Here is a 26,555-nt window from a genome sequence, read left to right on the forward strand (position 1 = left end):
CTGCTTGATCTGCGTCTATTGGTTGCATATGCTACGTAAGCTATAAGCGTTGTAGCAGCGCAGCATTGACCGCCCAGCGCTGGATGGCGCAGACCAGACAGCAAACCTTCCTGGAGGCGATGGAATATGGCTTTTGCGGGGATGGCCCTTAGCGAAACCGACGGCAAGGTATTTCTGAGCGTGGAGCCGGTGGATCGGCGCGAGTGCGTCGATGCGATCGCGCTGCACGATTGGCTGGTGCTGGAAGGTTTCGGCGGATACCAGCTCCATCATGATGCGCTGGAGCGCGTCGCAAAAGACAGCGCTGTGGCGTCGTCCCGCTTTGTTCTGTTGGTTGCGCAGCGCAGTGACGCCGCCATTGGCATTCAGGTGGCGCTTGATGCCATGTCGGCGGCATTGACGATCCATCCTGCACAGGGCGGTCGGCCGGCGAACTCTGAAGACGTGATCAATGCCTTGACGCTGGCCGGCGTCGTCGCCGGTATCGACGAAACCGCTGTTGGGCAAGCCGTCGCAGCCGGGACCTGCGAGGGATTGGTCGTGGCGCGTGGAGCACTGCCTGAAGACGGCCACGACGCCGAGTTTGAAGAGCTGATTCCCGCAACGCCTGACCGAACCCCCAAGCTGGATGAAAATGGGCTGATCGACTACCGCGAACACGATGGCTTCGTCATGGTGCATACCGGTGCTTTGCTGATGCGCCGAAAACCGGCCACGCCGGGGACTGCGGGTTTTACCGTGCGCGGTGATGTTCTCGCGGCCAAACCAGGTCTCGATGAGCCTTTTGCGCCCCAACTGGCGGGTGCCAAGGTGTCAGACGACGACCCCAATCTGCTGCAGGCCTGCCTGACTGGCCAACCGGTGCGCGTGCACGGCGGCGTCATGGTGGAACCTGTGCTGCGATTGGCCGAAGTCAGCATGGCTACCGGCAATATCTACTATGAGGGGACGGTCCATGTCGAAGGCGACATTGCCCAGGAGATGAAGGTCGAAGCCGGCGGCGACATCGTTGTCGGCGGCTTGGTGGATGGCGGTCTGCTGCAAGCGGGAGGCGACATCAATGTGGCGGGTGGAGTCATCGCACATGCCAGGCTGCACGCGCAGGGGTCTATTGCCGCGCGTTTTGCCGAGGCATCGCTGCTCCATGCCGGAACCGTGATCGCAATCCATGACATGGCCATGGAATGCGAGCTGCAGTCTCTGAACCAGATTCTCATCGGTACCGGATCGCCGCGTCGCGGGCGGCTCATAGGCGGGCGCGCCACGGCCATGATGCTCATCAAGACGCCCTTGTTGGGGTCTCCCACCAGTGGCGTCACGCATCTGGTGCTGGGCGCCAACCCAGTGCTCGAAGCGCGCTACCGCGACTTGCTGGCGCGCCTGGAGCAGGAGCGGGTGGCGCAAGAGAGCTTGCGCAAGCTGATCGCCCAGCTGACCGCAAGCGGGGATCCCCGCAGCATGCTCGGTCGGGCTCAGGCTTCGCTGGACCATGCCTGCAGCACCCATGCCCAGACCCAGTTGCAGCGCGACGAGGTCGAGCAACAACTGGCCTTGTCGCGCAGCGCCACGGTCGAAGTGGGCGTGGGAGTGGTGGGCGCGGCAGACTTGGCCTTTGGTAAGGTGAACATGCCGTTACGCCGCGAATTCCGTGCAGGCAACTTCCGACTTGATGCGGAAGGCGTGCTTGTCTATACCGATGGCAGCGGCTATGCGGTGCCAGTACTGCCGTAGCGAAACGCTGTTGTCGCCCCACATCTATTGGTGCGGCGCCTCGATTCTTTGGTCCCCCCGACAGGAATCGAACCTGTATCTAGCGCTTAGGAGGCACTCGTTCTATCCATTGAACTACGGGGAGTCTTGCTGGAGATTGTAAGTGGGGCTGAGGCGCAGGCAGCGGCGTCTCGCGGGCCATCCGACGCGGTCATGCGAGTTGACTGGACCACAGGCCGCCAGCGTACTGCGAGCGCGAGAATGAAAGGCCCAAGCAGGCGAATGAAGTGCCCTGCTGGCGGCAAAATCCATCGGGTTATCGCGCGACGACGAGATGCCGTTCAGGTTATCTCACTTCCATTTCTCTTACATATGCCTGACAAATGACAGACATTTCATTCAGGGTTTTCGAGTCTTTCGGGGTACCGACTGCAGTGCTAAATTGCATACTGTTTCGCATGGGAAACGCCCTTTCTTTATATTTTAATGCAAGGGTTAATTGCGATTTTGATCGGTGTCGGCATTGCCCGGTGGACGACGAACTCTCATAGTCGCATTTCTTTGTAACTTATCGGGCGAGGCCTGGATTCTGTCCCGGCTGAATTCAACGAGGAGAGATATGTCGGATTCCAAACTCCAAAACGGTGAAATTCCAGGAATTTCTCGTCGCAATGCGCTGCAGCTCAGTGCAGGTACCTTGCTGACAACTTTTGGCGGATTGCAATGGGCTTACGCGGCCGATCAGCCAGCCATGGGTACCTGGCCTGAAGGGTCCAAGGGCGATACCGTGTATCTGGGTGCGGCGGTTCCTCTGACTGGCACCTACGCCGTTCAGGGTGCGGACGAGCTCAAGGGCTGGGAGCTGGCGGTTGAGCACATGAATACCAACCACGCGCTGATGAAGAAGCTTGCGCCCAAGGTGAACAACGGTGTGTTGGGCAAAAAAGTGGCGCTGGTGTTTGCGGATTCGGGCGCCAAGCCCAATCAGGCGCTGCAGTCGCAGCAGACCTTCATCAACAAGAACAAGGTCGTGTTGATGACCGGATCCACCTCGTCGGCGGTGGCTGTGGCGTTGAACAAGTTTGCCCAGCGCGAAAAAATCCTCTACATGCCTGGAATTTCCGGCTCCAACGACACCACTGGCAAGGATTGTGTCCGTTACGGCTTCCGGCAGGGATTTTTCGGAGAAATGGCAGCCAATGCCATTGGTCCGGTGTTGGTGAAGAATTTCGGCAAGAATCGCAAGGCTGCGTTCATGACGCCGGATTATACCTATGGTCACACCACGACCCAATCTGTAGCGGATTATCTGACCAAGGAGGCCGGATGGACTGTGGTGACAAATCAGGTGTCCCCGCTAGGTACGCAGGATTTCAGCCAATATCTCACCAATATCGCCAATTCGGGCGCCGAATTCCTGGTGAATGTCAATTGGGGTAGGGATGCTGTGTTGTCGAGCCAGCAAGCCAAGCAATTTGGCCTGTTGCCCAAGATGACTTTGGTTCTTCCGTACCAAATTCCTTTCTTTGCAAAAGAAGCGGGTGTGGAGATTAGTGAAGGGGTATTTGCCGCTACCGATTTCTGGTGGACGCTGGAAGACAAATATCCTCTCGCCAAGATGTTTGTTGAAGCCTTCCAGAAGAAATATGGCTATCGCCCGGAATGGGGCGCAGAAAACGCCTATGTCAGCTTCGCCCACTGGGCGCGCATGGTGACCGAGGCAGGCAGCTTCTATCCGCCCGACGTCATCAAGCAGTGGGAAAAGGGTGAAGTCATTCCTTCGTTGCTGGGCGATTTTGCCTACCGGGCGGAGGACCACCAGTACCTGCACCCCGTGGTCATCGTTCGTGGCAAGGCCAAGAAGGACATGAAAAATCCGGAGGACTTCTGGGAAGTTGTCGAAGTCGTGGATGGCGCCAAGGTCATCCAGCCCGCGAACGCCTTCGGCTGCAAGCTGGGCGACTACACCTGATCGGGTCGTTGGTTTGCCCCCTGCAGTCTCGCTGCGGTGGGGCGCCAGCGTCGTGTTTTGCCTCTCTTGAACAAGGTCTTGGCAGGAGCTTACATCTTGTTCGGTCTAGCGGTGGGTGGCTGTAGTTGTCTCAATTTTTGAATCCATTTGCGATGAGGGCAGATCAGCGTGATTAATTGGGCTAATTTCATCTCGCAGTTGTTCAACGGGCTGGTGTTGGGGGCGCTGCTGGCGCTGATCTCCTCCGGCTTGACGATCATCTATGGCACGCTGGGCGTGCTCAATCTTGCGCATGGCGCGATGTTCATGCTGGGGGGGTATGCGGGCTGGGTGGCGTTCACCTACACCGGCTCATTCGTCGTTGCCGTGATAGCCGGTTCGCTGTTCGTCGCGCTGGTTGGCATCGTGATGGAGCGGCTCATTATTCGCCACTTCTATAACCGACCCCACGAAGACCAGCTGCTTGTCACGTTCGGCCTGGGTATTGTGTTTGTTGAGCTGGTTCGCTTTGGTTTTGGCAGTCTGTCCAAATCGGTGCCGCCGCCGGCACCTTTGGTCGGGATCACCGACCTGGGCTTTATGGTGTATCCCACCTATCGCCTGGCCTTGCTGGGCATCATTAGCGTGGCGCTGCTAGCGCTCTACCTTCTGCTGTACCGAACCCGTCTCGGCATGATTGTGCGCGCAGGTATCGAAGACTCGGTGATGGTCGATTCGCTGGGGATCAACGTCTACAAGATATTTATGGTGGTGTTTGGCATTGGCGCCATGGCGGCGGGCTTTGCGGGCATCGTCAACGCGCCGGTAGTGTCCATTGCCCCGGACGTGGGGGAGGCCATTCTGGTGCAGACCTTTGTGGTGGTCGTCATTGGAGGCGTGGGGTCGTTCCCTGGGGCGGTGCTTGGGGGCTTGATTGCAGGCGAACTCATCAGTCTGACCTCGATGGTCAATCCCGCTTACTCCTATGTGATGCTTTTCGTCGTGATGACGCTGGTGCTGGTGTTCCGTCCGCGCGGATTGCTTGGCGCTGTAGGCCGCGAATAAACAGGATCTTGAGTAATGCGTAGACAAATTCCTTTCTTGGTCGAGGCCCTGACAATTCTGGGCCTCATCGCCGCACCATTTGTGCTGCCGCACCTGGGTTTTACGCCGACCACCATCAACCGCATCCTCGTATGGGGATTGGTGGGTATAGGCTTTGACCTGCTCTTCGGCTATACCGGGCTGCTGTCTTTTGGGCAGTCGGCTTTCTTCGGCAGTGGTGGCATGTTCGCCGCCTATCTGCTGACGCAAACCTCAATGCAAAGCAGTATTGGCGCTTTGCTGATCGGCACAGTAGCGGCGGGCGTGATCGGGTTTTTCATCGGTCTGATTGCTCTGCGGCGCACCGGTATCTATTTCGCCATGATCACCGTGGCGATTGCCGAGGTATTCTTTTTTGTTGAATTCAATCCACTGTCGGACTTTACTGGTGGAGAAAATGGTTTGCCCGGCGTACCTACGCCTATTCTGAATCTGGGTTTCACCATCATCGAGTTCAGCGACAACTTGTCCATGTACGCGTTCCTTGCGTTCTGGTATTTCGTCGGGCTGGTGATTGCGCTGCGCCTCGTGCGCTCGCCCTTTGGTCTGGTGCTGCGTGCCATTCGGGAAAATCCGCTGCGTGCCCAGGCGCTGGGCCACAACATCCAGCGTTACAAGTTGGCAGTGTTTGTGGTGGCCGCCATGTACGCGGGCTTTGCCGGTGGCTTGCTCGGCTTGATGCAAGGGTTCATGCCACCCGACGCCTTCATGTTCGCCACGTCGGGTGAGATCGTCATGCAGACGGCCATTGGCGGCGCAGGGACCTTGTTCGGACCCTTGCTGGGTGCTGCGGTGTGGCTCTACCTGAGTGATTTTTTCCAGACCGTGCTCAATCTCGGCGCTACCTGGCGACTGATTCTTGGCATTGTGTTCGTGTTGCTGGTGGTCTTCCTGCGGCATGGTCTGGTAGGCGCAATTTCTGACATTTATCGCCGGGTGCGCCAAGGCAAGCAGACGGCGCAGCCGCAATCTGTTGCTGCGGTCGCCGCACGCAAGCCCTTGGCTGCCAACCGCGCAAAGCTGGGACACAAGGCCACCAAGAGCAAGGAGGGCGTGCTGCTCGCGGCTACCGGTCTGACCAAACACTATGGCGGTTTGGCTGCCAACAGCGACATCGACTTCAGCGTCGACCATGGCGAGATACGCGGCATCATCGGCCCCAACGGCGCTGGAAAGAGCACCTTCTTCAAAATGCTCACCTGCGAGGTCGAGCCGACCTCCGGAAAAATCGTCTTCGATGGCCGCGATATCACCAAAATGGGTGTGATTGACGCTTGCCAGATGGGTTTGACCAAGAGCTATCAGATCAATCAACTGTTCGAGAAGCTGACGGTACGCCAGAACCTGGAAATCGCCGTGCTGGGCGTGGTGCGTGGGAAATTCAGGCTGGACATGTTCAGAGCGCTGCACAAGGTGCGCAAGCTGGATGCCCAAGTCGAGGGCACGGCAGAGTTGGTTCACCTGTCTGATCGTCTGGATGCAGCAGTGTCCGAACTGGCCTATGGTGAAAAGAGGCGTCTGGAGATTGGACTGGCGCTGGCCACTTCGCCCAGTCTGCTGCTGCTCGACGAGCCCCTGGCCGGAATGAGCACCCAGGAGCGTGTCGAAACGGTGGCGCTCCTCAAGGCGATTGCGGAGGGCCGCACACTGATCGTCATCGACCACGACATGGATTCGCTGTTTGAACTGGCGGGCAAGGTCACTGTGCTGCAGGAGGGGCGAGTGCTGGTCGAGGGTACGCCTGAGGAAATCAAGAACAACCCCCTGGTCCAGGAAGCCTATCTGGGTGGTGTTCACGAGGAGATGGTATGAGCCTGCTGGAAGTCAATGGTCTCAACAGCTATTACGGCGACAGCCATATCCTGTTCGATGTTTCTCTGCATGTGGAAAAGAACGAGGTGGTGGCCCTTTTGGGCCGCAATGGGGCCGGCAAATCCACCACCTTCAAGAGCCTGATGGGCGTGGTCAAGCCTCGCACTGGAAGCGTCAAGATGGATGGCGTCGAGCTGGCTGGCAAAAAAGCGCATTCCATTGCCCAACTGGGGATGCAGCTCGTGCATGAAGAGCGCCGCATTTTCGGTAGCCTCACGGTGGAAGAGAACATCGTTCTCGCTGGCTTGACGGCGCAGAACAAATGGCCGATTGAGCGCATTTACGAAATGTTCCCGCGGCTCAAGGAGCGGTGCCTCAGCCGTGGAACGGATCTCTCAGGCGGCGAACAGCAAATGCTGGCGATTGCACGGGCACTGGTGCGCGACCCGAAGATCATCTTGCTTGACGAGCCGTTCGAGGGCCTGGCACCGGTGATTGTGCAAGACCTCATGCGCATATGCCGGGAGTTGGCGCAGGCGGGCCAGACCATTTTCCTGATCGAACAGAACCTGGCTGCCACGCTGGCCTTGGCCAACCGCGTCTACATCCTGAGCAACGGGCACATTGCTCACGAGAGCACGGCGAAGGAGCTCAAGAGCCAGCCAGAAGTCGTGCAGCGCTATTTGGGCGTGTAGGCGAGGGTCTCTTTGAGGGCCGTGGCATCTTTGATAGGTGCCGCGCCCCTTCCACCAGTTTCCTTCACAAACTTGCGTCCCCTCTTTGGAGTCATCCATGCCCGAAGCGTATGTGGTGGGTCACCTCACCGTCAAGAATGCACACATGTGGGAACAGTACCGCAGCAAGGTACCCCAGACCCTGGAGTCATGGGACGGTCAACTGGTCTTTCGTGGCAAGCAGGTGGCGGCGTTTGCAGGTGAGTGCCCGCATTCTGAGATCGTCGTGATTCGTTTTCCCAGTGCTGCGGCTGCCCAAGCTTGGTTCGCGTCTCCCGCGTACCAGGCCCTCCTCCCGATCCGTACCCAGGCGGCCGATGTGAGACTGATTTCCTATGAGATTTGATCTCTTGTTCTGATTCTGACAGCCGAAAATCAGCAAGCCTCTTTACTCGTAGCGAACGGTGTAGATGAGGTCCAGCCCAGTGCTGGTGCCGGTTTGCGCACGCAAGCGCAGGTGCCGCGAGAGGTCGTAGAAAATGTAGAGCGTTCCCAGCGTGCCCGAGAGGCTGCGCTCATATGTCAGGTACATATTTTTCGACACGCGCTTGCCGAAAGTGAGGGCAGCTCCGTTGGCGTTCTCGCCTGCGCCAGGGCCTTTGAAACCGATTTCGTCCAAGCCCAGGCGGCTTGCGATCCGGGAGCCTGTGCCACCGCCCTTGCCACCCAGCACAGCCAGCGCGGCCTGCTGCAGCACGGCCGCTTCGGCGCCGCCGGAGGCCGCGCTGCGGCCCAGCACCACCCAGGAGAGCTTTTCTGCGTCAGGCAAATCGGGCTCGGAATACAGGCGTACCCGGGGGTCGAGCGCGCTGCCTGTGACCTGCACGCCGGCGCGTACTTCGATGTTGGGGCGCAGCGCCAGGATGTCGAGCGAGGGGTTGTTGTACGGGCCGCTGAAGCGCACCAAGCCGGTCTCGACGTCGAGCATCTGGCCCCAGGCACGGTAGCGCCCCGCCACCGTGCGGACCTCGCCGAACACGCGCGGCGGCGCGTTGGCTACAGCGCTGCTGCGGATGTCCAGCTTGCCTTCCAGACGCGTGGTGATGCCCTGGCCCTGAAAGGCGAAGTCGTTCCCCAGATCCAGGGAGATGGCCACATCGGGTGGCAGCACGGTTTCTGCGCGCTGCGCGGCGCTGGCCGCTAGCTGTGCGTTCTTCTGCGCTGCCTCGTCGCGCACCTTGGAGCGCACCACCACATCGGAGCCCAGGCTGGGCGCGCTGGCGTCAGGCAACAAAATGCTGGCGCGGTCGATGCGCAAATCTCCGCGCAGCTTGAACTGGCGCTCGCGCAGCGTGGCCTCCAGCGTCCCCGAGACGCTGGCCTGGCGGTCGGCGCGCACCAGCACCTGAAAATGGTCGGCGCGGGCCTTGAAGTCCATGCGCAGGTCTGGCGCGCCACCGCTGCCGCTGCCTGGCCCCCATTGCACGCTGCCGCTGCCCTCCAGGCTGCCACCGTCCACGGGTGGCGCCGTGCGATTGCCGCTAAATCCCACGATGCGCGCATTGCTGCCACGGCCGCCTTTCAGGCTGAACTCGGTGATGTTCACGCGGTCGCCCGCCAGCGTGGCGCGCAGCTTGCCGTCCTGCAAGTCGACGCCATCGAGCAGCGAGCGCACGGTGAGCTTGTCGGCGCTCAACTGCCCGCTCCACTGTGGGTTGCCGCGCGTACCAGACAGCGTCGCGTCCGCCTCCAGCGTGCCGCTGACGCGCCAGCCGGGCGGCGCCAATACCGACCACACACCTACTTGGGGCAGTCGTGCGCGCACCTTGCCGGCAAGCGCCGCGCTGTCTGACCACACCCAGCCGCCGCCCTGGCGCTGCAGGCGCGTGGAAGCCTCGGCGCGCACCTCGCCCGCTTGGGCGCTGTCCCAGGTGAAGCCGGCGCGCAGTGTGTCGCCCTCTGCATCAAGGGTGAGGGCAATGTTGCGCAGTCCCGCTGCGATGGTGTTGCTGCGCTCGCGCAGAGTTGCGGCGACCTTGGCGCCGTCGCCCTTGCTTTGCACGCTGGTGGCAGATGGCGCATCTTCCATGGCGATGCGCACATCGCCGCTGCTGCGCTGCAGGCGTACGCTGGCGCTGAGCTGGTCACCTGCGTCTACGACCCACTGACCGCCGAAGACAAGGTCGGTGTCGAGCCCGAATTTCTTCAGCAGCGGCGGCTCCTGCGCGTTGACCAGGTCGGCCCAGGCCAGCGGAATGCCGGTGATGGCGCCGCGCGTCTGCAAGGCCACGGCGCCGCTTGCCGATCGTGTGAAGTTGAGCGGCTCCCAGCGCAGGGCGACGTTCCCTGGTACGGGCGCCGTGAGTGCGGCACTGCCCGCGCCGACCTTGGCCGTGAGTGCGCCCTCAGCGCTGCGGCGCGCCTCGATGACAAAGGGCGTGCCTGTCTGCAGGGCCCAGTGGCCCTTGTGCATTCCGTCCTGCAGCGTCAGGTTCAGGCTTTGCACCTGTGCATTTGTGGCGATGCTGCCTTTTTCGGTGGCTTGAACCAGGCGGGCGATCGCGGTGCTCCGCACAGTGGCGCTTTGCTTGTCACGGCGCAGTTCGCCTTGCACCGAAATTTCGGCGCGCTCGGTGCTTCCGGTGGCGCGCAGGCGAACGCCGCGCAGTTCGATTTGGGTGGGGGTGGCGCCTTCTGCCTTGGGCAGATCAAGCTGCAGCTTCGGCGCATCGAGCGTGGCCTGCAATTGCGGGGCATGGGTGCCTTTGCCGTCGGAAACTGATCTCGTCCTGGGCAAGGCCAAAAAGCTTTCCCAGCCCCCGCGCCACTGTGCATTGACGGATGCACTGCCGTGCGCTGCAAACCCCGGTGCAAGTCTGGTAAGGCCGGGCAGGGTGCGCAGCCACGTCAGCGTCTGCTGCGCAGAAGTCGCCTGGACGGCAAGCGTGCCGGCGCCAAGGCGCGCGGCAAGCTTGCCGTCCACGTACGCGCTCGTGCCAGGTAGCGTGGCTTGCACTTTTCCGCTGATGGCCAAAGCGGGTCGTGTGACGACCTGCACATCGCTTGCCTTGATTTGCGCTTGCAGGGCTTCAATGTCGGCTTGCGGCAGGCGGAGTACGCCGTTCTTCCAGGTGCCACGCGCTGCCACGCGGTCGAGGCGCAGGGTTGCCGGCGCACTCTGGCGTGTGCTGCGCGCGCTGCTGGCCGCCAATTGCATTTCGAACCGGAGGTCTTGCGCGCTTCCCTCTGCCGTAGCGCGCCCGCTCAGCGGAGCCGCAGCGAGCGCCGTGTGCACCAGCGATGGGTCAATGCGTTCGACCTGCGCGTTGAGCGCGATGGCTTGGGAGTCGGGTGTGAAGCTGCCTTGCAAGCTCAGCGTCCCTTTGCCAATGCCAATGCGGGCGTCCTCAGTGCTCCACTGCGTTCCGTCAAAGTGCGCATGCGCCGAGACGGCACCCACCGGCAGTCCCTTTTTGTTCCAAGGGGCCGGGCGAGCGTTGCTCAGGTCCGCTCGAACGTCCCAGCCGCCCGGCGTCGGCCCGGCCGCGACGTGGCCGCTCAGCAGGGTGGCAGGGGCTTGCGGTGAGAGAGCTGCCAGGTTAACGCCTTGCAGATCGGCCTGTGCGGCGAGCAAGGCTTGGTTCGCCCAGGGCGCAATGCTGGCGCTGGCGTCAGCCTGCATGGGGGCAGCCTCCGGACCGGCGGGCGACTGCTGCGGCGCTGCGCGCAGCTTGGCCGTCAGTTTGATGCGCGCGTCTTGGCCGGCCAAGGTGCCTTTGGCCTGGGCTTCTATCTGGGCCCCAAGCGTTCGCTCAGGCTCTGCTTCCTCGTGGGGAAGCGGCGTCTGCAACTGCGCCTGCAATTGGGCGTCCAGCGCCATCGGGGCATTGCCGGCTACGCGGATATCGGCGCTGATGTGTCCCTGCGGCAAATCCACGCCGGCAACTTCCAGGCGATGCGTGGCGCCGTCATAGTGATAGCGGCCAGTGAGCGCTTTGGCTGCCAAGGGCTGGTCCGCAGCCCAGACCAGTTCGTGCACGGCAAAAGGGATGTCAACGCGCAGCGGCAATTGCAGTTGCTGCAGCGGCGTGGGCGGTGTCTTATCGGCCTTGGGCTGCGGCAGGGGCGTAACGACGACACGTGCAGCTTCGAGCTTGCCCAGGCGCAGGGTGTTGTGCAGCAGGGGCGAGAGGCTCCAGCCAATGTCAATGTCTTGCACTTGCACGCTCAGGGTGTCGCTCTGCCAGTGCAGGCGGTCGATATGGCCACCGCGCCGCAAGGAGCCACGCACGCCCTCGGTTTGCAATTGCTGGCCGGTGGGCAAGCTCTGCGACGCGCGCTGCAGCACGTAGGCGAGGGAATCGTCACGTCCGAGCATTTCCCAGACCAGCAGCGCTGCCAGCACCAGCAGCGCCAGCAAGGCAGAAAACGCCAGCGCGAAGCGGCGCAACCAGCGCTTGCGCTTCAAGGGCGGTTTGGGTCGGTGGCCCGAGCCCGCAGCAAACGCATCCGGACCGGGGGCTCGCGTGGCGCCCGCCGCAAAGACCTGGGGGCCGGCGTCTGGTGGCGTCTGGGGGCGCGTCGCCATGGTCAGAACGTAAAGCCCAGCCGCAGATGCAGACGCAGCTGCCTGGCCTGCACGCCATAGGCCAGGTCGGCCTGCAGAGGGCCGACCGGGCTGCGCCAGCGCAGGCCTGCACCCACGCCGACGCGTGCGTGCAGGTCGGCCACGCGGTCCGCGACAGCGCCTACGTCGACGAACACGGCGCTTTCAAAGTCGCTCACCGTGCCGCCAAAGACGAGCGGGAGCTGCCATTCGGCGCTGGCCACGGCAAGGTAGCGCCCACCGTAGAGTTGCTTGTTTTCGGTGCGCGCGCCAATCGAGCGCAGGCTGTAGCCGCGTACCGTCGTGTCACCACCGGTGAGAAAGAGCTGCGTCACGGGAATCTGCGCACCGGCCCTGGCCAATACTGCACCGAGTTCGCTGCGCAGCGCCACCCGCGCGCGGCGGCTGCTGCCATCGGGCGCTGTGACTTTGCCCAGCGGCCTGAAATAGAGCCAGCGGGCAAGCGCGCGCACAAAGGGGTCGCGCTCAGGGCGCAGCGTCATGCCCACGCCCAGCTCGGTTGCCACGCCCCAGCCGCTGGTCGGCGCAGTGTCGTTGTCGAAATAGCGGCCTGTCCAACCGGTATTCACACTCAGCGCCGTGCTGTCGGGTGGCGCCATCGCCCCCTGGCTGACCGCACTGTCGTACTGGAGGGCGTAGTTGCGGTCGATGTGGTCGGTGCTCTGGCTGCGGCCAAAGCGCAGCCGCGTGCCGTTGACCTCATAGTCGCCCGTGGTTTCGCGCTGCAGTTGCGCGCCGGCCACCCAGCGCCAGCCATTGGCGCCCGGCAGCGCCGTCCACTCGGTGCCGATGCGCTTGGCCTTGTTGTCGAATGAGAGCTTGGACAGCGCCCGCCAGCCGAGCCAGGGAAGGCGGTTGTGGGTGTGGTCCAGCGACAGGCGCAGGCCGCTGTCGGTAGAAACGCCGATACCGAAAACAGCCTTTTGCAGCGGAGCTTCGCGCACCTGTGCGGTGATGGGCGCGGCGTCCGCAGGTTCGGCATCCGGCGCCAGCGTGAGGAACACCGCGTCGAAGTAGCCACTGCTGGCCAGGCGCTGCTGCGCGTCGAGCAATTCGCCTTCGTCGTACTCGCCCCCGGTGGGCAGGCGCGCGATGTGCTTGATGCCTTCGGCGTCGTAGCGCTCCATGCCTTTCAGGTGCAGCGGCCCGAACCGGTAGGCCGGCCCCGAATCGAAGGTGGCTGAAAGCGCGGCCTGGTGCGTGTCGGCGTCGATTTCAGCGCGGCTGTTGGAAATGCTGGCCGTGGGGTAACGCTGCTTTTGCAGTGCGCGCAGGGCGCCTTTCTTGGCGTCGTCCCACGCTTCCTGGGTGAAGGGCTGACCCGGTGACAGCGTCCACGCTGCGCGCGCGCGGGCTTCCTGGCGCGTGGTGGTCTGGCCGGCATGGCCTTGCTCGATGTCGCCATGGAATTCCAGATCCAGGCTCTCGACATGGGTGCGCTCTCCTGGGTCGATGGTGACCACCACGGCGCGCGGGGCTCTGGCGGCGTCGGGCGTCTCGGTCAGATCGATCTGGATGTCCGGGCTGAAGTAGCCCAGCGTAGCGAGCAACTCGCGCGCGTTGGCGTCGGCCGCGCCCAGCAGGCGCGAAAGCTCGCGTTCCTGCAGGTCGGAGAATGCGCGGAAGCGCTGCAGTTCGAGGTGTTTCTCCAGGTAGTCGCGCACATCCTCGGGTGCGCGCACCTGCAAGGTAAAGGCCACTGCGCCGTTGCTCAGAGCGGCATTGGCGGGGGATTCGTCCTTTTTGGGCGAAAGCAGGCCGCAGCCGGAGAGGGTGCAGGCAAACACTAGCGAGAAGAGCCATGCCAGCCGCCTGGCGCTGGCCGCGCAAGAATGGGGCATGCGGCTATTTTGACAGCAGCCGCATGGTCTCTTCGAGGCCTTTGAGTGACAAAGGGAACATGCGGTTGCTGGTGAGCTGCTGAATGATGCTGATGCTCTGCCGGTATTGCCACACGCCCTGGGGTTCTGGGTTGATCCAGGCAAACTTGGGAAAGGCGTGCGTGAGCCGCTGGATCCACTCGGCGCCCGCTTCCTCGTTGTTGTATTCCACGCTGCCGCCGGGCTGCAGGATTTCGTACGGGCTCATCGTGGCGTCGCCGACAAAGATCAACTTGTAGTCCTTGTTGTACTTGCGAATGATGTCCCAGGTCGGGAATTTTTCGGCAAAGCGGCGGCGGTTGTTCTTCCACATGAAGTCGTAGACGCAGTTGTGGAAGTAATAGAACTCCAGGTGCTTGAATTCGGTCTTGACGGCGCTGAACAGTTCTTCCACCCGTTGGATGTGTTCGTCCATGGTGCCGCCCACGTCCATCAGCAGCAGTACCTTCACGTTGTTGTGCCGCTCGGGCACCATCTTGATGTCCAGGTACCCGGCGTTGGCCGCCGTGCTGCGGATGGTGTCGGGCAGGTCGAGTTCCAGCTCATGCCCCTCGCGGGCGAACTTGCGCAGCCGCCGCAGCGCCACCTTGATGTTGCGCGTGCCCAGTTCCTGCTGATCGTCGTAGTCGCGGTAGGCGCGCTGCTCCCACACTTTCACCGCGCTCTTGTTCTTGCCAGCGCCGCCGATGCGGATGCCCTGCGGGTTGTAGCCACCGTGGCCAAAGGGGCTGGTGCCGCCGGTGCCAATCCATTTGCTGCCGCCTTCGTGGCGCTCCTTTTGCTCTTCGAGGCGCTTTTTCAGCGTCTCCATGAGCTCATCCCAGCCCATCTTCTCGATGGCGGCTTTTTGCTCGGGCGTGAGTTCGTTCTCCAGGATCTTGCGCAGCCAGTCGGCGGGCACTTCCTTGGTGAAATCGGCCACCATTTCCACGCCCTTGAAGTAGGCGGCAAAGGCGCGGTCGAACTTGTCGTAGTGCTTTTCGTCCTTGACCAGCACCAGGCGCGAGAGGAAGTAGAAGTCGTCCAGGCTCCAGGCGCCTTCCGACTTCGGCCCGACCACGCCGGCTTCCAGCGCTTCGAGCAGGCTCAGGTATTCCTTGACCGAGACCGGCAACTTGGCGGAGCGCAGCGTGTAGAAGAAGTCAATGAGCATTTTTAAGTATTTTCAGCCGCTAGCGCTTATGCAGATTGCGCATGCAGCTCTAAAAGAGATAGCAATTGCGCCCGTGCCTCGGGCCATTCGCCGGCGCGCATGCTGTACATCACGGTGTCGCGGATGGTCCCGTCGCGGCGCAGTGCGTGGCCGCGGATGACGCCGTCTTTCCGGGCACCCAGGCGCTCGATGGCGCGTTGGCTGGCAAAGTTGAAGTTGTCGGTGCGCCAGCCCACGACCTTGCAACCGAGTTGGTCGAACGCGTTGCCCATCATCAGCAGCTTGCAGGTGGTGTTGACATGGCTGCGCTGCACACTCTTGCGGTACCAGGTCCAGCCAATTTCCAGCCGTTTTACTGCCGGCAGGATGTCGTGGTAGCTGGTGCTGCCCAGGACCTCGCCCGATGCGTCGTCGCATACGGCGAACGCAAAACGGTTGCCGTCTGCGCGCATCTGCAGCGCGTTTTCGATGTAGGCACGGGTGTCTTGCGGCTCGGGCACCGAGGTGATGCGCAGCTTCCACAATTGCCCGTCGGCGGCAGCTGCGCGCAGGCCCTCTTCGTGCTCCTGGGCCAGGGGCTCCAGGCGCACGCCGTTTTGGCACATCACCAGCGGTTGAACGAAACTCATGGCCAGACTCCGGGAATCAACGGTTCCGCTGGTTCATGAAGACCAGTTTCTCAAAAAGGCTCACGTCCTGCTCGTTCTTCAGTAGCGCGCCCACCAGCGGCGGCACCGCCACCTTGTTGTCCGCGCTTTGCAAAGCAGAAAGCGGAATATCTTCTGCTACCAGCAGCTTGAGCCAGTCGAGCAGCTCGCTGGTCGAAGGTTTTTTCTTCAAGCCCGGCAGGTTGCGCACGTCGTAGAACGTCTTCATCGCCGCCGTCAACAGCTCGCTCTTGAGCGTGGGGAAGTGCACCGCCACGATCTGGCGCATGGTGTCGGCTTCAGGGAATTTGATGTAGTGGAAGAAGCAGCGACGCAGGAACGCGTCGGGCAGCTCTTTCTCGTTGTTCGAAGTGATGAAGACCAGCGGACGGTGTTTGGCCTTGATGAGTTCGCGCGTTTCGTAGCAATAGAACTCCATGCGGTCGATCTCGCGCAGCAGGTCGTTCGGGAACTCGATGTCCGCTTTGTCGATTTCGTCAATCAGCAGCGCCACGGGCTCGTCGGCGGTGAATGCCTGCCACAGCACGCCCTGAACGATGTAGTTGCGGATGTCCTTCACTTTGTCGCCGTTTTCGGCACCACCGAGCTGGCTGTCGCGTAGCCGGCTCACGGCGTCGTATTCGTACAGACCCTGCTGGGCTTTGGTGGTGGACTTGATGTGCCACTGCAAAAGTGGCATGCCCAGAGCCTGAGCCACTTCTTCGGCCAGCATGGTTTTTCCGGTGCCGGGCTCGCCCTTGACCAGCAAGGGGCGCTGCAGCGTGGCGGCCGCGTTCACGGCAAGCATCAGATCCTGGGTGGCGACGTAGTTTTGGGAACCTTGAAATTTCATGGACATGTGCAAATGAGTTGACTATCGGGCTTGACAGCGCTGGCTATAATTGCCCGTTAAATTGGGCCCTGGGGGCGGAACTTCATACGATTGTGCGCGCAAAATGAACAAGACGTTAACGACGATATTGGCCCTGGCTGTCGCTCTGGGGACGGCGGCGGTTGCTCAGGCCGAAGAACTGAAGGGCGACGTAAAGGCGGCCGAAGGCAAGATCGCGATGTGCATTGGTTGCCACGGCATCGTCGATTACAAGACTGCCTTTCCTGAGGTGTACCGGGTGCCCAAGATTGCTGGCCAGAACGAAGCCTATCTCGCTGCGGCCTTGCATGAGTACGCCAAGGGCGAGCGACGCCACCCGAGCATGCGCGGCGTTGCCGAGTCGCTTTCCGACCAAGACATCGCCGATGTGGCCGCCTATTACGCGCAGCTTGGCGTAAGCGCCGATACAGCAGCTCCTGCCAAAGTGTCCAAAGAGCCCAGTACCTTGGTAGCGGGTCTGCTCGCAAAGGGTGCCTGTGTTTCCTGCCATGGCGACAATTTTTCCAAGGCGATTTCCCCTGCGTATCCCCAATTGGGAGGCCAGCACCCCGACTATTTGTATGTTGCGCTCAAGGCCTACAAAGACAGTACGAACTTGTTCGTGCGCCGCGACAACTCCATCATGGCCGGCATGGCCGCGCAGTTCAGCAACAAGGAACTCAAGGCGATTGCGGACTACATTGGCTCGCTCGATGGTGGTTTGAAGACTGTGCCGCAATCGCATTTTCGCTGATTCAAGGCGCAATGCGGTCTGCTTAGAAACCCGCCGCCAGGCGGGTTTTTTTGTGACCGATATTTGAGAAAAATTCGCCTGTAGGGCTTTATTGGCAAGCGTTTGCAGCTATAAATATTGGAGCATTAATTGCGCGTAGCGCGCCGCTGCACCCGCTCCACGTACGCCTCGCCGTCGGGTGGCTTTCCCGAGCGCTGGCTCTCCCACAGCATCTCGCCCAGGCACTCCATGGCCACATGGTGGGCGTCGTGCAGCGAATCGAGGCGGTGCGCCAGCAGTTCCACTGCCTGGCGGATACCGCGCGGCTGGTCGATGCTGCATTGCTCGCTGACCGACAAGTGCATCGAGAGATGCAAGAACGGATTGCTGCGCTCCGGCGTGTCGTCGTAATTGCGCGCCACGGCGGCGTCGGCGTCCTGCAGATCGGCGTGGTACTCGGGGTGCTCGGCAATCCACAGGCTGGCCAGGGTTTCGATGGCTTCCATCGGCGCCTGCGCAGCGGTCTTGGCATGTACGCCGCACAGAAAGCGGCGCACGTCGGCTTGGGTCGGGTTGAACATGCCTGCATTGTCCCGCAGGCGGAACGGCCGCGCAGCAGCCATGATTTCCGCTGAATCATGAATGCCGTTCATGTCCTGCGATGCTGAAAGATCATTAGGCGTAGGGTGAGTGACGGCCTAGGATGAATTGCTGCAGGGCGGTTGCACCTGAGCGTGCGCAAGTCCAATAACTGAAGTGGAATACCCAATAAAGTCCGATGAAATCTCGCTACGTTATATCGTCAGAAGACGCCAATCCTTATTCTCCAGCCAACCATACAGGTACCAGCAACCAGCGTGTGATAAGCCGGGAGACGGTGGGGGCCAAATATGTCGAAGTGCTGATAGGCACCATTGAGAAAGGCCATGGCGCACTTCGGCATCTGCACCCGAACCTGGAGCAGGCCTCGTACCTGCTGCAAGGAGAGGGGCTGGCCGAATTCAATGGCGTAGAAGAGATGGCCAGGCCCGGCCGTTGGATGTTGACGCCCGAAGGTGCGCCCCATCGTTTCACCGTGACCAGCGAGATCCCTGTCAAGGTGCTCGTGGTCTATGCACCACCTTATGCGGAGAACCCCAGGGCTGCGGTCAACTGCGAAGACGCGCCTGCTGCGCTTGACGAAGCGGGACTGGGCGTACGAGACGACGCCTTGCGAAACGCCAGCAAGCCATTCGCACCCAAGCATTCCGACGGTGTCCATTTTTCCTATGCCTTGGACTTGCCTGAAGGCACAGCCAGGCACATGGCTATCTTCGACGCCCGCTTTGACAGCGGGGCAAGGGTATCGAGCCATACGCTCGAAAAAATGGAGCAGGTCATTTTTCTTCGCAAAGGTTCTCTGGCGGGATCTATTGCGGGAGATGAATTTCAGGCTCGGGAGGGCGATTGGATATTCTTTCCAGACGGCGCCCCCCATGAATATTCGGTTTCATCAGCAAATGGAGCCGAGGCTTTTGTCATCCACGCATTTTCATTCCATTAACAAGGAAAAATCATGACTTCATTTGCTTCAACGGTTCGCACCGCCCGCAGAAACTTTGTTCTGGCCGGCATTTCCATCGCTGCCATGGGTTTTTCGGTCGCACAGGCCGCCGACTATCCCACCAAGCCGATCAAGCTCATCGTGCCCTTCACCGCCGGCAGCGGCACCGACCTCATTGCACGGGTGATCTCGGCGGGCCTGCAAGAGAGTCTCAAAACCCCTGTGGTGGTGGACAACCTGCCCGGAGCATCCGGCCAGATCGCAGCCTCTGCCGCAGCCAAGGCCAAGCCCGATGGCTACAGCATTTTCTTCACCACCAACACCACACAGGCGGCCAACCCCTCGCTGTTCAAGTCCCTCCCTTACGACCCCATCAAGGACTTTGCCCCCATCACGCTGATCAGCGAGACGCCGTTTTTGCTTCTGGTGCGCAAAGACATGCCGGTCAAGAACGTCAAGGAACTCGTGGCCTGGCTCAAGGCCAATCCGGCTGAAGCGGCCTATGGCTACGGGAACAGCACGGGACAAGTCTCCGGCGCAGCGGTGATGAAGGCGGTGGGGGTGAACGCCATTGCGGTGCCCTACAAGGGCACGCCAGCGGCTGCGGCCGACGTGATCGGAGGGCGCTTGGCGTTCATGTTCATCGATACCGCTGCCGCACAGGCCTTCATGGGCCCCGCCGGACAATTGCGCCCGCTGGCCATTACCTCGGCGGCGCGCAGCCCGCTGGCTCCCGATGTGCCTACGCTGTTTGAGGCCACGGGCGTGGAGGGGCTGGACCTGGTGTCCTGGTTGGCGGTCTACGCGCCTGCAGGCACCCCGGCAGAAATCATTGCCACGCTCAAGACGGCGATCCATCAGACCACCTCGTCGCCAGAGTTTGCCGAGCGGATCAAGAATTTGTCGAGCGACCTCAAGAACTCCTCGCCGGAAGAACTCGGCGCCTATACCAAGGCTTCGATCGAGAGCTGGAGAACCAAAATCAAGGCGGCCGGGATCCAGCCGCAGTAAGTTTTTGGTCTGTCCCGTTCGAAGAAAATCTGTATGAACTCCATCCATCTCCCTGACGGTCAGCAGGTTTTTGTTGATGCTTTCGGTGAAAACCCGCTGGAAGCAGTCGAGCAGAACATGCGCATCGTGTCGGTGCGGGCGCCCGATCCGGCAGCGCTCAAACCCCACGAAATCATTTTGCGTATCCAGAGTGCGTCGGTGAACCGGGTGGACTTGCTGATGGCGAGCGGCCAGTACCAGAAAATGCCCAGCCCGCCGTACACGCCGGGGCTGGAATACAGCGGCCGGGTGGTGGCCATGGGCAGCGCGGTTGCGCGCGTTTCCTTGGGCGACGCGGTGCTGGTGGACGGCATGCAGGCCGGTGCCCGCTCGGGTGGCGACTACCAGGCTCAAGGCGGCTACGCACCGTACGCCGTGCTGCCGGAAACCGCTCTGCATCGCATTCCCGAAGGTCTGTCGTTTGACGAGGCCTGCTGTTTGCTCGGAAATTTCGAAACTGCCTACTACGCCCTGGTGCAGCGCGCGAAGCTGCAGGCGGGCGAGACGGTATTGATCCATGGCGCGTCGGGCTCCATTGGCCTGGCTGCGGTACAGGTGGCGAAAATTCTGGGCGCTACGGTGATTGCCACCGGGCGCTCCGATGAAAAGCTCGCCGTCGTCAAGGCCCAGGGTGCCGACCATGTCCTCAATACCACCGCGCCAGCGGGCGAGACCGGCGTGCGGCGCTTTCGCGACGAAGTCAAGGCGCTGAGCGGCGGCAAGGGCGTGCACGTTGTCTATGACGGCGTGGGGGGTGATACCTCACTCGAAAGCATGCGCTGCGTGCGCTTTGGTGCGCGCTTTCTTATCGTCGCGTGGACTTCCACCCCCGATGTGGCCCACGGCCGTGGCCAGCGCGGTGCGCCGCGCGCCAACCAGTTGCCGACCAATCTGATGATGATGAAGGGCCTGGACGTGTTGGGCTGTCCGACGGTGATTTCGACGGAAAACAACCCTGCCTTGCGCCCGCCACGCCTTGAACAACTGATGCAGTGGGCTGCCACAGGTCGCATTCGTCCCCGAATTGCAAACACCTATCCCTTGGCGAATTTTCGTGACGCCATGCGCGCCACCTGGCATTCACAGGTACCGGGCACCTGCGTGCTGCACCCCTGGGACGATGGGAAGGCGAAGCCTTGAGCGCCGTGCACAGCCGCAGGACTGCACTGCGTTTTTTCAGGTCATGAAATGCTATTAAAAATATAGCATTGTACGCAATCGGACAAAGCGCTAGGGCCTGATTTTTCTGGTATTTTCGGGTTCGTGCGCGGCGTCTGCTGCAAGGGCTTGCTCGTTCTCCCCGTAGCCGGGGTAGCCCATGCCTGCCGCGCTGCGCAGGCTGCGCTCTTCCCGTTCCTTGGCCAGTTGTTCAGCCAGCTGGCCGCGGCCTTCGCGGGCCACGGCGATCATGCGGGCCTGGTCCTTGTGGTGCGGATACATGCGGTCGGCCAGCGCGATGTTGTGCTCGCGAAAGCGCGCCAGCAGTGCGTCGGTCTCGTTCTCTTCCAGGCCCATGTGTTCCAGCACGCTGCGCGCGCTCAGCAGGCTGGACTCGAACAGCTCGCGTTGCACCTGGGTGACGCCCAGGTCGCGCAGATCGTTCCAGTGCGTGAGGTCCCGGGCGCGCGCCACGATTTTCAGGTGCGGGAAGTGTTCGCGTGCCAGCGCCGCGATCTTGAGCGATGGCCCCGGTGCGTCCACTGCCAGCACCAGCACGCGCGCCTGCGCCGCGCCTGCCATGCGCAGCAGGTCCAGTCGCGTGGCGTCGCCATAGAACACGCGGTAGCCAAAGGTGCGCGCGACTTCCAGGATGTCTACGCTGTGGTCCAGCACCGTGGCCGGAATGCCCTGGGCCAGCAGCACGCGCGCCACGATCTGCCCGTAGCGTCCGAATCCGGCGATGAGCACCGGCGCCGTCTGCGGCTCGGAGATTTCGCCCTCGGGCGGCGCACGCAACGTGGTGGCGTAGCGCGGCAGCACCAGACGGTCGAGCAGCACCAGCAAGAGCGGCGTGCACAGCATCGACAGTGCCACCGCGCCAATCAGCAGCGACGCCATCTCGCCCGGCAAGGCGCCGGCACCGGCAGCGGCCTGGAAGACGACGAAGGCGAATTCTCCGCCTTGCGCCAGCAGCAGCGTGAATACCGGCCGCTCCTGGTACGGGATCTTCACGGCCCGCGCCAGCGCGTAAATCACCACGCTCTTGATCGCCACAAAGCCGATGAGCAGCAAAGCCACCAAGAGCGGCGCGCGCAGCATGGCGCCAAAGTCGATGCTCATGCCCACGGCGATGAAGAACAGGCCCAGCAGCAGGCCTTTGAAGGGCTCGATGTCGGTCTCCAGCTCGCGCCGGAATTCGCTTTCGGCCAGCAGCACACCGGCCAGAAATGCGCCCAGCGCCATCGACAGGCCGACCAGCACCATCAGGTAGGCAATCCCCACGACCAGCAGCAGCGCGGCTGCCGTGAATATTTCTGGCGTGCGGCTGCGCGCAATCCAGCGCAAGAGCGGGCGCAGCAGCAAGCGCCCGCCGAGCACGATGGCGGCAATCACGCCGACGATCTTGAAAACCTCCAGCGCCACGCTGGCGGGCGTGTGCTGGCCTTGCACGCTTTGCGTACCCAGCAGGGCCACCAGTGCCAGCATGGGGATGGCGGCGATGTCCTGGAACAGCAAAATGGAAAAGGCCGATTCGCCGCTGCTGGTGCGCAGCTGGTTGCGCTCGCCCAAAGACTGCAGCGCGATGGCGGTGGACGACAGCGCCAGCCCCAGGCTGCCCACCAACGCCACCCGCCACGAAAACCCCGCCAGCAAGGCGGCTGCGCACAGCAGCAGGGCGCAGCCCAAGACCTGGGCGCTTCCCAGGCCAAAAATCGGCCGGCGCAGGCTCCACAAGCGGGTGGGTTGCAGTTCCAGACCCACCAGAAACAGCATCAGGACCACGCCAAATTCGGCGAAATGCAGGATGTCCTGCACATTGCTCACCCAGCCAAAGCCCCAGGGCCCGATGGCAATGCCAGCCGCCAGATAGCCAATGATGGCGCCCAGTCCCAAGGCGCGCGCCACCGGCACAGTGAGCACGGCTGCCGCCAGGTAGAGAAAGGAGTAGCTGAGCCAAGCAGGGGCGTGGGACATGGGCGAGGGAAAGGCGGAGGGGGAGGCAAGAGCGCAGATTCTTGCACTTCGGCGATGCGCGCGGGCCCGCCACGTTCTAAGATGCCAGCCCGTTTCCCCGCTGTCACTTCATTTTTCCGATTCCCACCATGGATCTGTCTACCTGGCTTGCTTTTGTTGCTGCGACCTGCCTCATCGCCCTTTCGCCGGGCTCCGGCGCCGTGCTGTCCATGAGCCATGGCCTGTCCTACGGGGTGCGCAAAACCACCGCCACCATCTTCGGCCTGCAGCTGGGCCTGGTGCTGTTGCTGCTGGTGGCGGGGGCGGGCGTGGGCTCGCTCCTGCTGGCCTCGGAGCTGGCGTTTGGCGTGGTCAAGGTGGCTGGAGCCTGCTATCTGATCTACGTGGGCTGGAGCCAGTGGCGCTCGGGCGCCAGTGCTTCGCTGGTGGGCACCACCGTGGAGCCGGCAGGCCGCTGGCAGCGCCGTTTTGCCACCGGTTTTCTGACCAATGCCACCAACCCCAAGGGCATTGTCTTCATGGTGGCTGTGCTGCCCCAGTTCCTGACCGATGCGCGGCCGCTGTGGCTGCAACTGCTGGTGATGGCGGCAACCTCTGTGGTCATTGACCTGACCGTGATGCACGGTTACGCCCTGGGCGCCAGCAGCCTGCGCCGCCTGATGCAAAGCCCGCGCGCGCAGCGCAACCAGAACCGTGTATTCGGCGGGGTGTTGATGGCGGTGGGCGCGGGCCTGTTTTTTGTTCGCCGTGGTGCACAGCCCACCTGACGGATCAGATTGCTATTGAAAATATAGCTAATTGCGCTTATGTATCATGCGCTAGGGGCCGTTTTTACCTAAAATTTTGGAGTCTCCCATGTCTGTGATCGTGGTTGCCAACCCCAAGGGCGGTGTCGGCAAGTCAACACTGGCCACCAACATCGCCGGCTACCTGGCCAGCCAGGGTCACCCGGTGCTGCTGGGCGACGCCGACCGCCAGCAGTCGGCCAAGCTGTGGCTGGGCCTGCGCCCAGCGGCGGCGCGGCCTATCGGCAGTTGGGACGTGAGCGCCGACGTCATTGCCCGCCCGCCGCGCGGCGCCAGCCATGTGGTGCTCGACACGCCGGCTGGGCTTGCAGGCTGGCGCTTGGGAGACGTGCTCAAGCTGGCCGACCGCATCGTGGTGCCGCTGCAGCCCAGCGTGTTCGACATTTTTGCCACCCGCGAATTTCTTGACCAGTTGGCCGCGCACCGGGCCAGTGCCAATACACCGGTGGGCATCGTCGGCATGCGCGTCGACCCGCGCACGCGCGCCGCAGAGCAACTGGCGCATTTCGTGGACAGCCTGAATCTGCCGGTGCTGGGCACTTTGCGCACGACGCAAAACTACCTGCACCTGGCCGCGCACGGGCTCACCTTGTTCGACGTGGCTCCAGGCCGCGTGGCGCGCGATCTGGAGCAGTGGCAGGGCATTTGCCAGTGGCTGGACGCGGAGTGATCCCGCCCTGTCCCATGGCCGACACCTGCGCGGCAGGACCAGCGCTACATTGGCGCCATGAAAACCTTTCATTCCTACTCCGAAGTCGCGGCCTGCGTGGGCCAGGAAGTCAGTGTGACCGACTGGATCACCATCACGCAGGAACAGGTGAACCAGTTTGCCGAAGCCACCGGCGACCACCAGTGGATCCATGTGGACCCCGAGCGCGCGCGCCAGGGCCCGTTTGGTGTGCCCATTGCGCATGGTTTTCTCACGCTCTCACTCATACCGCGTTTCTTCGAAACGGGCATTGCCATCGAAGGCGCGCGCATGGGGGTGAACTACGGCCTCAACCGCGTGCGTTTCACGGCGCCGGTGCCCGTGGGCAGCCGGCTGCGCGCGCGCCTGCAGCTGCAGTCGACCGAACCGCTGCCACCCGATGGCCTGCAAATGGCCTGGCTGGTGACGGTCGAGCGCGAGGGCAGCGACAAGCCGGTCTGCGTGGCCGAATCGCTGTCCCGCAACTACGGCGCAGCGGTATAGGGTGCCAACCCCCTGAGCGGCTGGTGTGCTCCGTGCAGTCGCCAGGCGCGGCTCCAAGCCTGCGCAGGCAGGCTTGGAGCCGCGCCTCTCAGCCCCTTCTCTCTCGCATCGCTTCGCGATGTGAGGAAGGGGGACGCCACCAGCGCCTGTACCGAGGATTGCTGGCGACCCTTGCGCGGTGGCCGCTGGTCCGGGCCATGTCCCGTGCTGGGTGGGGAGGCTAAGCGATGGACCGCCTGCAAGCCATGAGGGTGTTTGCCCGCGTCGCCGACGAAGGCGGCTTTGCCGCAGCGGCGCGCGCGCTCGATATGTCGCCCCCGGTGGTCACGCGCGTGGTGGCCGAACTGGAGCAGCACCTCAACACCCGCCTTTTGCACCGCACGACGCGCAAGGTGGCGGTCACCGAGGCTGGTGACGCCTACCTGCAGCGGGTGCGCAGCATCTTGAGCGACATCGACGATGCTGAAGCGGCCGCCACAGCGAGTACGCGCGATCTGCAGGGCACGGTGCATGTGCTGGCACCCGCCGCGCTTGCCACCTATTTTCTCGCGCCCCTGATTCCGCGCTGGCGCGAGCGCCATCCGCGGCTGGTGCTTGACCTCACCACCGACCATGTCGCCACAGGGCGCGTGGATGAGTTTGACGTCACTTTTCTCGTCGTGCCGGATGATTTCGACGGCAACGTGGTGGCGCGCAAGCTCTTTCAGGGCGAAGCGATTGTGGTTGCCTCGCCCGGCTATCTTCTGCGCCGGGGCGCGCCGCAGCAGCCGCAGGATCTGGAAGCGCACGACTTTCTGCGCGATACCGGCAATGGCCGGCGTGGGGTGCGCAAACTTTGCCTCAAGCCGCTGTCGGGTGAAGGGGAGAGCCACGAGGTGAGCTTGCCAGTGGTGCTTCAGTCGACCAGCACCGACGTGCTGCTGCGGGCTGTGCTCGACGGTACGGGCGTCGCCGTGATTCCGCGCCTACTGGCGCAGCGCCACCTGAGCGCCGGGGCCTTGGTGCATGTGTTGCCCGAGTGGATTCTTTCGCGCTACACCATCTACGCGGCCCTGCCCACGCAGCGCATGCTGCCGGCACGCACACGCGCCTTTCTTGATTTTGTGAGCGAACAAACGCCCGAAGCGCTGGCTGCGCAGGAAATCTGATCAGGCGCGCAGTTCCGCCGGCACACTCTCGACAGCACCCGCACCAAAGCTGTTTTGCCGCCAGGCCTCAAAGACCGTGACCGCTACCGCGTTGGACAGGTTGAGACTGCGCTGCCCCGCCATCATCGGCAGGCGAACCTGCTGTGCGGGAGCAAAGGTTTCGCGCAGCTCGGGTGGCAACCCACGCGTTTCGGCCCCGAAAACCAGCCAGTCGCCCGGAAGAAAGCAGGTGTCGAATGCGCTTTGCGTGGCGTGCGTAGTCAGGGCAAACATGCGCGCCAGATCCGGTTGCACGGTGCGCAGAAACGCCGTCCACCCCGCATGCCGCTGCACCTGCGCGAACTCATGGTAATCCAGCCCGGCACGCCGAAGCATGCGGTCTTCCATGGAAAAACCAAGTGGCTCGATCAAGTGCAGAGTGCAGCCCGTGTTAGCCGCCAGGCGGATGATGTTGCCCGTGTTTGGCGGAATCTCGGGCTCAACGAGAACGATATGAAACATGGCGGCATTCTGTCGGCA

At 62.4% G+C, this 26,555-nt stretch carries 22 protein-coding genes and 1 tRNA gene; 14 read left to right on the forward strand and 9 right to left on the reverse strand.

The genetic code is table 11. The features are described 5' to 3' along the window. Positions 1–126 precede the first annotated feature (126 nt). Positions 127–1,731, forward strand: a complete 1,605-nt coding sequence (locus C6571_RS11865; protein WP_106446860.1) for a DUF342 domain-containing protein — start codon at positions 127–129, stop codon at positions 1,729–1,731. 49 nt (positions 1,732–1,780) lie between these two features. On the opposite strand, the gene C6571_RS11870 is transcribed toward C6571_RS11865, so the two are convergent. Beyond that, positions 1,781–1,855: transfer RNA gene (locus C6571_RS11870), tRNA-Arg, on the reverse strand. Positions 1,856–2,329: 474 nt separating this feature from the next. Between C6571_RS11870 and C6571_RS11875 the strand changes: the two genes are divergently transcribed. From C6571_RS11875 to C6571_RS11895, 5 genes are all read left to right on the forward strand, one after another. Next, positions 2,330–3,682: a substrate-binding protein gene (locus tag C6571_RS11875; protein ID WP_106446861.1), complete on the forward strand. Its 1,353-nt coding sequence runs from the start codon at positions 2,330–2,332 to the stop codon at positions 3,680–3,682. Positions 3,683–3,850: 168 nt separating this feature from the next. Then, positions 3,851–4,726 (forward strand): branched-chain amino acid ABC transporter permease, encoded by an 876-nt coding sequence (locus tag C6571_RS11880; RefSeq protein ID WP_106446862.1) that lies wholly within the window; start codon positions 3,851–3,853, stop codon positions 4,724–4,726. A gap of 15 nt (positions 4,727–4,741) precedes the next feature. Further along, positions 4,742–6,577 (forward strand): branched-chain amino acid ABC transporter ATP-binding protein/permease, encoded by a 1,836-nt coding sequence (locus tag C6571_RS11885; RefSeq protein WP_106446863.1) that lies wholly within the window; start codon positions 4,742–4,744, stop codon positions 6,575–6,577. After that, entirely contained in the window at positions 6,574–7,272 is a 699-nt protein-coding gene (locus tag C6571_RS11890; RefSeq protein WP_106446864.1) for an ABC transporter ATP-binding protein, read from the forward strand. The genes C6571_RS11885 and C6571_RS11890 overlap by 4 nt, the downstream gene beginning before the upstream one ends. 97 nt (positions 7,273–7,369) lie before the next feature. After that, positions 7,370–7,657 (forward strand): DUF1330 domain-containing protein, encoded by a 288-nt coding sequence (locus tag C6571_RS11895; protein WP_106446865.1) that lies wholly within the window; start codon positions 7,370–7,372, stop codon positions 7,655–7,657. Positions 7,658–7,699: 42 nt separating this feature from the next. On the opposite strand, the gene C6571_RS11900 is transcribed toward C6571_RS11895, so the two are convergent. The 5 genes from C6571_RS11900 to C6571_RS11920 are packed head-to-tail and all read right to left on the reverse strand — an operon-like array spanning position 7,700 to position 16,411. Next, entirely contained in the window at positions 7,700–11,839 is a 4,140-nt protein-coding gene (locus C6571_RS11900; RefSeq protein WP_106446866.1) for a translocation/assembly module TamB domain-containing protein, read from the reverse strand. 2 nt (positions 11,840–11,841) lie between these two features. Beyond that, positions 11,842–13,719 carry an autotransporter assembly complex protein TamA gene (locus C6571_RS11905; RefSeq protein ID WP_106446867.1) on the reverse strand — a complete coding sequence of 626 codons (1,878 nt, stop codon included), beginning with the start codon at positions 13,717–13,719 and terminating at the stop codon, positions 11,842–11,844. Positions 13,720–13,723: 4 nt separating this feature from the next. Further along, positions 13,724–14,911 carry a vWA domain-containing protein gene (locus C6571_RS11910; RefSeq protein WP_106446868.1) on the reverse strand — a complete coding sequence of 396 codons (1,188 nt, stop codon included), beginning with the start codon at positions 14,909–14,911 and terminating at the stop codon, positions 13,724–13,726. A gap of 26 nt (positions 14,912–14,937) precedes the next feature. Beyond that, complete coding sequence (locus C6571_RS11915; protein ID WP_106446869.1) at positions 14,938–15,540, reverse strand: GNAT family N-acetyltransferase; 603 nt, start codon at positions 15,538–15,540, stop codon at positions 14,938–14,940. Between the two features lie 16 nt (positions 15,541–15,556). After that, positions 15,557–16,411 carry an AAA family ATPase gene (locus C6571_RS11920; protein WP_106448210.1) on the reverse strand — a complete coding sequence of 285 codons (855 nt, stop codon included), beginning with the start codon at positions 16,409–16,411 and terminating at the stop codon, positions 15,557–15,559. 103 nt (positions 16,412–16,514) lie between these two features. On the opposite strand from C6571_RS11920, the gene C6571_RS11925 reads away from it, so the two are divergent. Next, a complete protein-coding gene (locus C6571_RS11925) occupies positions 16,515–17,183 on the forward strand; it encodes a c-type cytochrome (protein WP_106446870.1) in 669 nt (222 codons plus the stop codon). 125 nt (positions 17,184–17,308) lie between these two features. Here C6571_RS11925 and C6571_RS11930 read toward each other — a convergent pair whose 3' ends face one another. Further along, complete coding sequence (locus tag C6571_RS11930) at positions 17,309–17,743, reverse strand: DUF1841 family protein (protein WP_106448211.1); 435 nt, start codon at positions 17,741–17,743, stop codon at positions 17,309–17,311. Between the two features lie 197 nt (positions 17,744–17,940). Here C6571_RS11930 and C6571_RS11935 point away from each other — a divergent pair, with 197 nt between their 5' ends. From C6571_RS11935 to C6571_RS11945, 3 genes are read left to right on the forward strand one after another with little or no spacing between them, the layout of a single operon-like run. Next, complete coding sequence (locus C6571_RS11935) at positions 17,941–18,705, forward strand: cupin domain-containing protein (RefSeq protein WP_106446871.1); 765 nt, start codon at positions 17,941–17,943, stop codon at positions 18,703–18,705. Between the two features lie 12 nt (positions 18,706–18,717). Beyond that, positions 18,718–19,716 carry a Bug family tripartite tricarboxylate transporter substrate binding protein gene (locus tag C6571_RS11940; RefSeq protein WP_106446872.1) on the forward strand — a complete coding sequence of 333 codons (999 nt, stop codon included), beginning with the start codon at positions 18,718–18,720 and terminating at the stop codon, positions 19,714–19,716. Positions 19,717–19,749: 33 nt separating this feature from the next. After that, complete coding sequence (locus C6571_RS11945; protein WP_106446873.1) at positions 19,750–20,895, forward strand: NADPH:quinone oxidoreductase family protein; 1,146 nt, start codon at positions 19,750–19,752, stop codon at positions 20,893–20,895. A 90-nt stretch (positions 20,896–20,985) separates the two neighbouring features. Here the strand turns inward: C6571_RS11945 and kefC are convergent, their stop codons facing one another. After that, entirely contained in the window at positions 20,986–22,890 is a 1,905-nt protein-coding gene (kefC, locus tag C6571_RS11950) for a glutathione-regulated potassium-efflux system protein KefC (protein ID WP_106446874.1), read from the reverse strand. A 128-nt stretch (positions 22,891–23,018) separates the two neighbouring features. Here kefC and C6571_RS11955 point away from each other — a divergent pair, with 128 nt between their 5' ends. From C6571_RS11955 to C6571_RS11970, 4 genes are all read left to right on the forward strand, one after another. Next, a complete protein-coding gene (locus C6571_RS11955) occupies positions 23,019–23,657 on the forward strand; it encodes a LysE family transporter (protein ID WP_106446875.1) in 639 nt (212 codons plus the stop codon). An 88-nt stretch (positions 23,658–23,745) separates the two neighbouring features. Then, complete coding sequence (locus tag C6571_RS11960) at positions 23,746–24,366, forward strand: ParA family protein (RefSeq protein WP_106446876.1); 621 nt, start codon at positions 23,746–23,748, stop codon at positions 24,364–24,366. A gap of 57 nt (positions 24,367–24,423) precedes the next feature. Continuing rightward, on the forward strand, positions 24,424–24,888 hold the full coding sequence (locus C6571_RS11965) for a MaoC family dehydratase (protein ID WP_106446877.1): 465 nt from the start codon (positions 24,424–24,426) through the stop codon (positions 24,886–24,888). Positions 24,889–25,115: 227 nt separating this feature from the next. Further along, positions 25,116–26,036, forward strand: a complete 921-nt coding sequence (locus C6571_RS11970) for a LysR family transcriptional regulator (protein WP_106446878.1) — start codon at positions 25,116–25,118, stop codon at positions 26,034–26,036. On the opposite strand, the gene trmL is transcribed toward C6571_RS11970, so the two are convergent. Then, positions 26,037–26,537 carry a tRNA (uridine(34)/cytosine(34)/5-carboxymethylaminomethyluridine(34)-2'-O)-methyltransferase TrmL gene (gene trmL, locus C6571_RS11975; protein ID WP_106446879.1) on the reverse strand — a complete coding sequence of 167 codons (501 nt, stop codon included), beginning with the start codon at positions 26,535–26,537 and terminating at the stop codon, positions 26,037–26,039. Positions 26,538–26,555 lie beyond the last annotated feature (18 nt).

Source organism: Simplicispira suum (assembly GCF_003008595.1).
GTDB classification, from domain to species: Bacteria; Pseudomonadota; Gammaproteobacteria; order Burkholderiales; family Burkholderiaceae_C; genus Simplicispira; species Simplicispira suum.

Bases quoted from the DNA above. Each gene is read 5' to 3' on its own strand.
- C6571_RS11885 (WP_106446863.1), top strand. From the start codon at position 4,742: ATGCGTAGACAAATTCCTTTCTTGGTCGAGGCCCTGACAATTCTGGGC.
- C6571_RS11905 (WP_106446867.1), bottom strand. From the start codon at position 13,719: ATGCCCCATTCTTGCGCGGCCAGCGCCAGGCGGCTGGCATGGCTCTTC.
- C6571_RS11895 (WP_106446865.1), top strand. From the start codon at position 7,370: ATGCCCGAAGCGTATGTGGTGGGTCACCTCACCGTCAAGAATGCACAC.
- C6571_RS11925 (WP_106446870.1), top strand. From the start codon at position 16,515: ATGAACAAGACGTTAACGACGATATTGGCCCTGGCTGTCGCTCTGGGG.
- C6571_RS11960 (WP_106446876.1), top strand. From the start codon at position 23,746: ATGTCTGTGATCGTGGTTGCCAACCCCAAGGGCGGTGTCGGCAAGTCA.
- C6571_RS11900 (WP_106446866.1), bottom strand. From the start codon at position 11,839: ATGGCGACGCGCCCCCAGACGCCACCAGACGCCGGCCCCCAGGTCTTT.
- kefC (WP_106446874.1), bottom strand. From the start codon at position 22,890: ATGTCCCACGCCCCTGCTTGGCTCAGCTACTCCTTTCTCTACCTGGCG.
- C6571_RS11970 (WP_106446878.1), top strand. From the start codon at position 25,116: ATGGACCGCCTGCAAGCCATGAGGGTGTTTGCCCGCGTCGCCGACGAA.
- C6571_RS11945 (WP_106446873.1), top strand. From the start codon at position 19,750: ATGAACTCCATCCATCTCCCTGACGGTCAGCAGGTTTTTGTTGATGCT.
- trmL (WP_106446879.1), bottom strand. From the start codon at position 26,537: ATGTTTCATATCGTTCTCGTTGAGCCCGAGATTCCGCCAAACACGGGC.
- C6571_RS11920 (WP_106448210.1), bottom strand. From the start codon at position 16,411: ATGAAATTTCAAGGTTCCCAAAACTACGTCGCCACCCAGGATCTGATG.
- C6571_RS11965 (WP_106446877.1), top strand. From the start codon at position 24,424: ATGAAAACCTTTCATTCCTACTCCGAAGTCGCGGCCTGCGTGGGCCAG.
- C6571_RS11940 (WP_106446872.1), top strand. From the start codon at position 18,718: ATGACTTCATTTGCTTCAACGGTTCGCACCGCCCGCAGAAACTTTGTT.
- C6571_RS11865 (WP_106446860.1), top strand. From the start codon at position 127: ATGGCTTTTGCGGGGATGGCCCTTAGCGAAACCGACGGCAAGGTATTT.
- C6571_RS11935 (WP_106446871.1), top strand. From the start codon at position 17,941: ATGAAATCTCGCTACGTTATATCGTCAGAAGACGCCAATCCTTATTCT.
- C6571_RS11915 (WP_106446869.1), bottom strand. From the start codon at position 15,540: ATGAGTTTCGTTCAACCGCTGGTGATGTGCCAAAACGGCGTGCGCCTG.
- C6571_RS11890 (WP_106446864.1), top strand. From the start codon at position 6,574: ATGAGCCTGCTGGAAGTCAATGGTCTCAACAGCTATTACGGCGACAGC.
- C6571_RS11875 (WP_106446861.1), top strand. From the start codon at position 2,330: ATGTCGGATTCCAAACTCCAAAACGGTGAAATTCCAGGAATTTCTCGT.
- C6571_RS11910 (WP_106446868.1), bottom strand. From the start codon at position 14,911: ATGCTCATTGACTTCTTCTACACGCTGCGCTCCGCCAAGTTGCCGGTC.
- C6571_RS11930 (WP_106448211.1), bottom strand. From the start codon at position 17,743: ATGTTCAACCCGACCCAAGCCGACGTGCGCCGCTTTCTGTGCGGCGTA.
- C6571_RS11955 (WP_106446875.1), top strand. From the start codon at position 23,019: ATGGATCTGTCTACCTGGCTTGCTTTTGTTGCTGCGACCTGCCTCATC.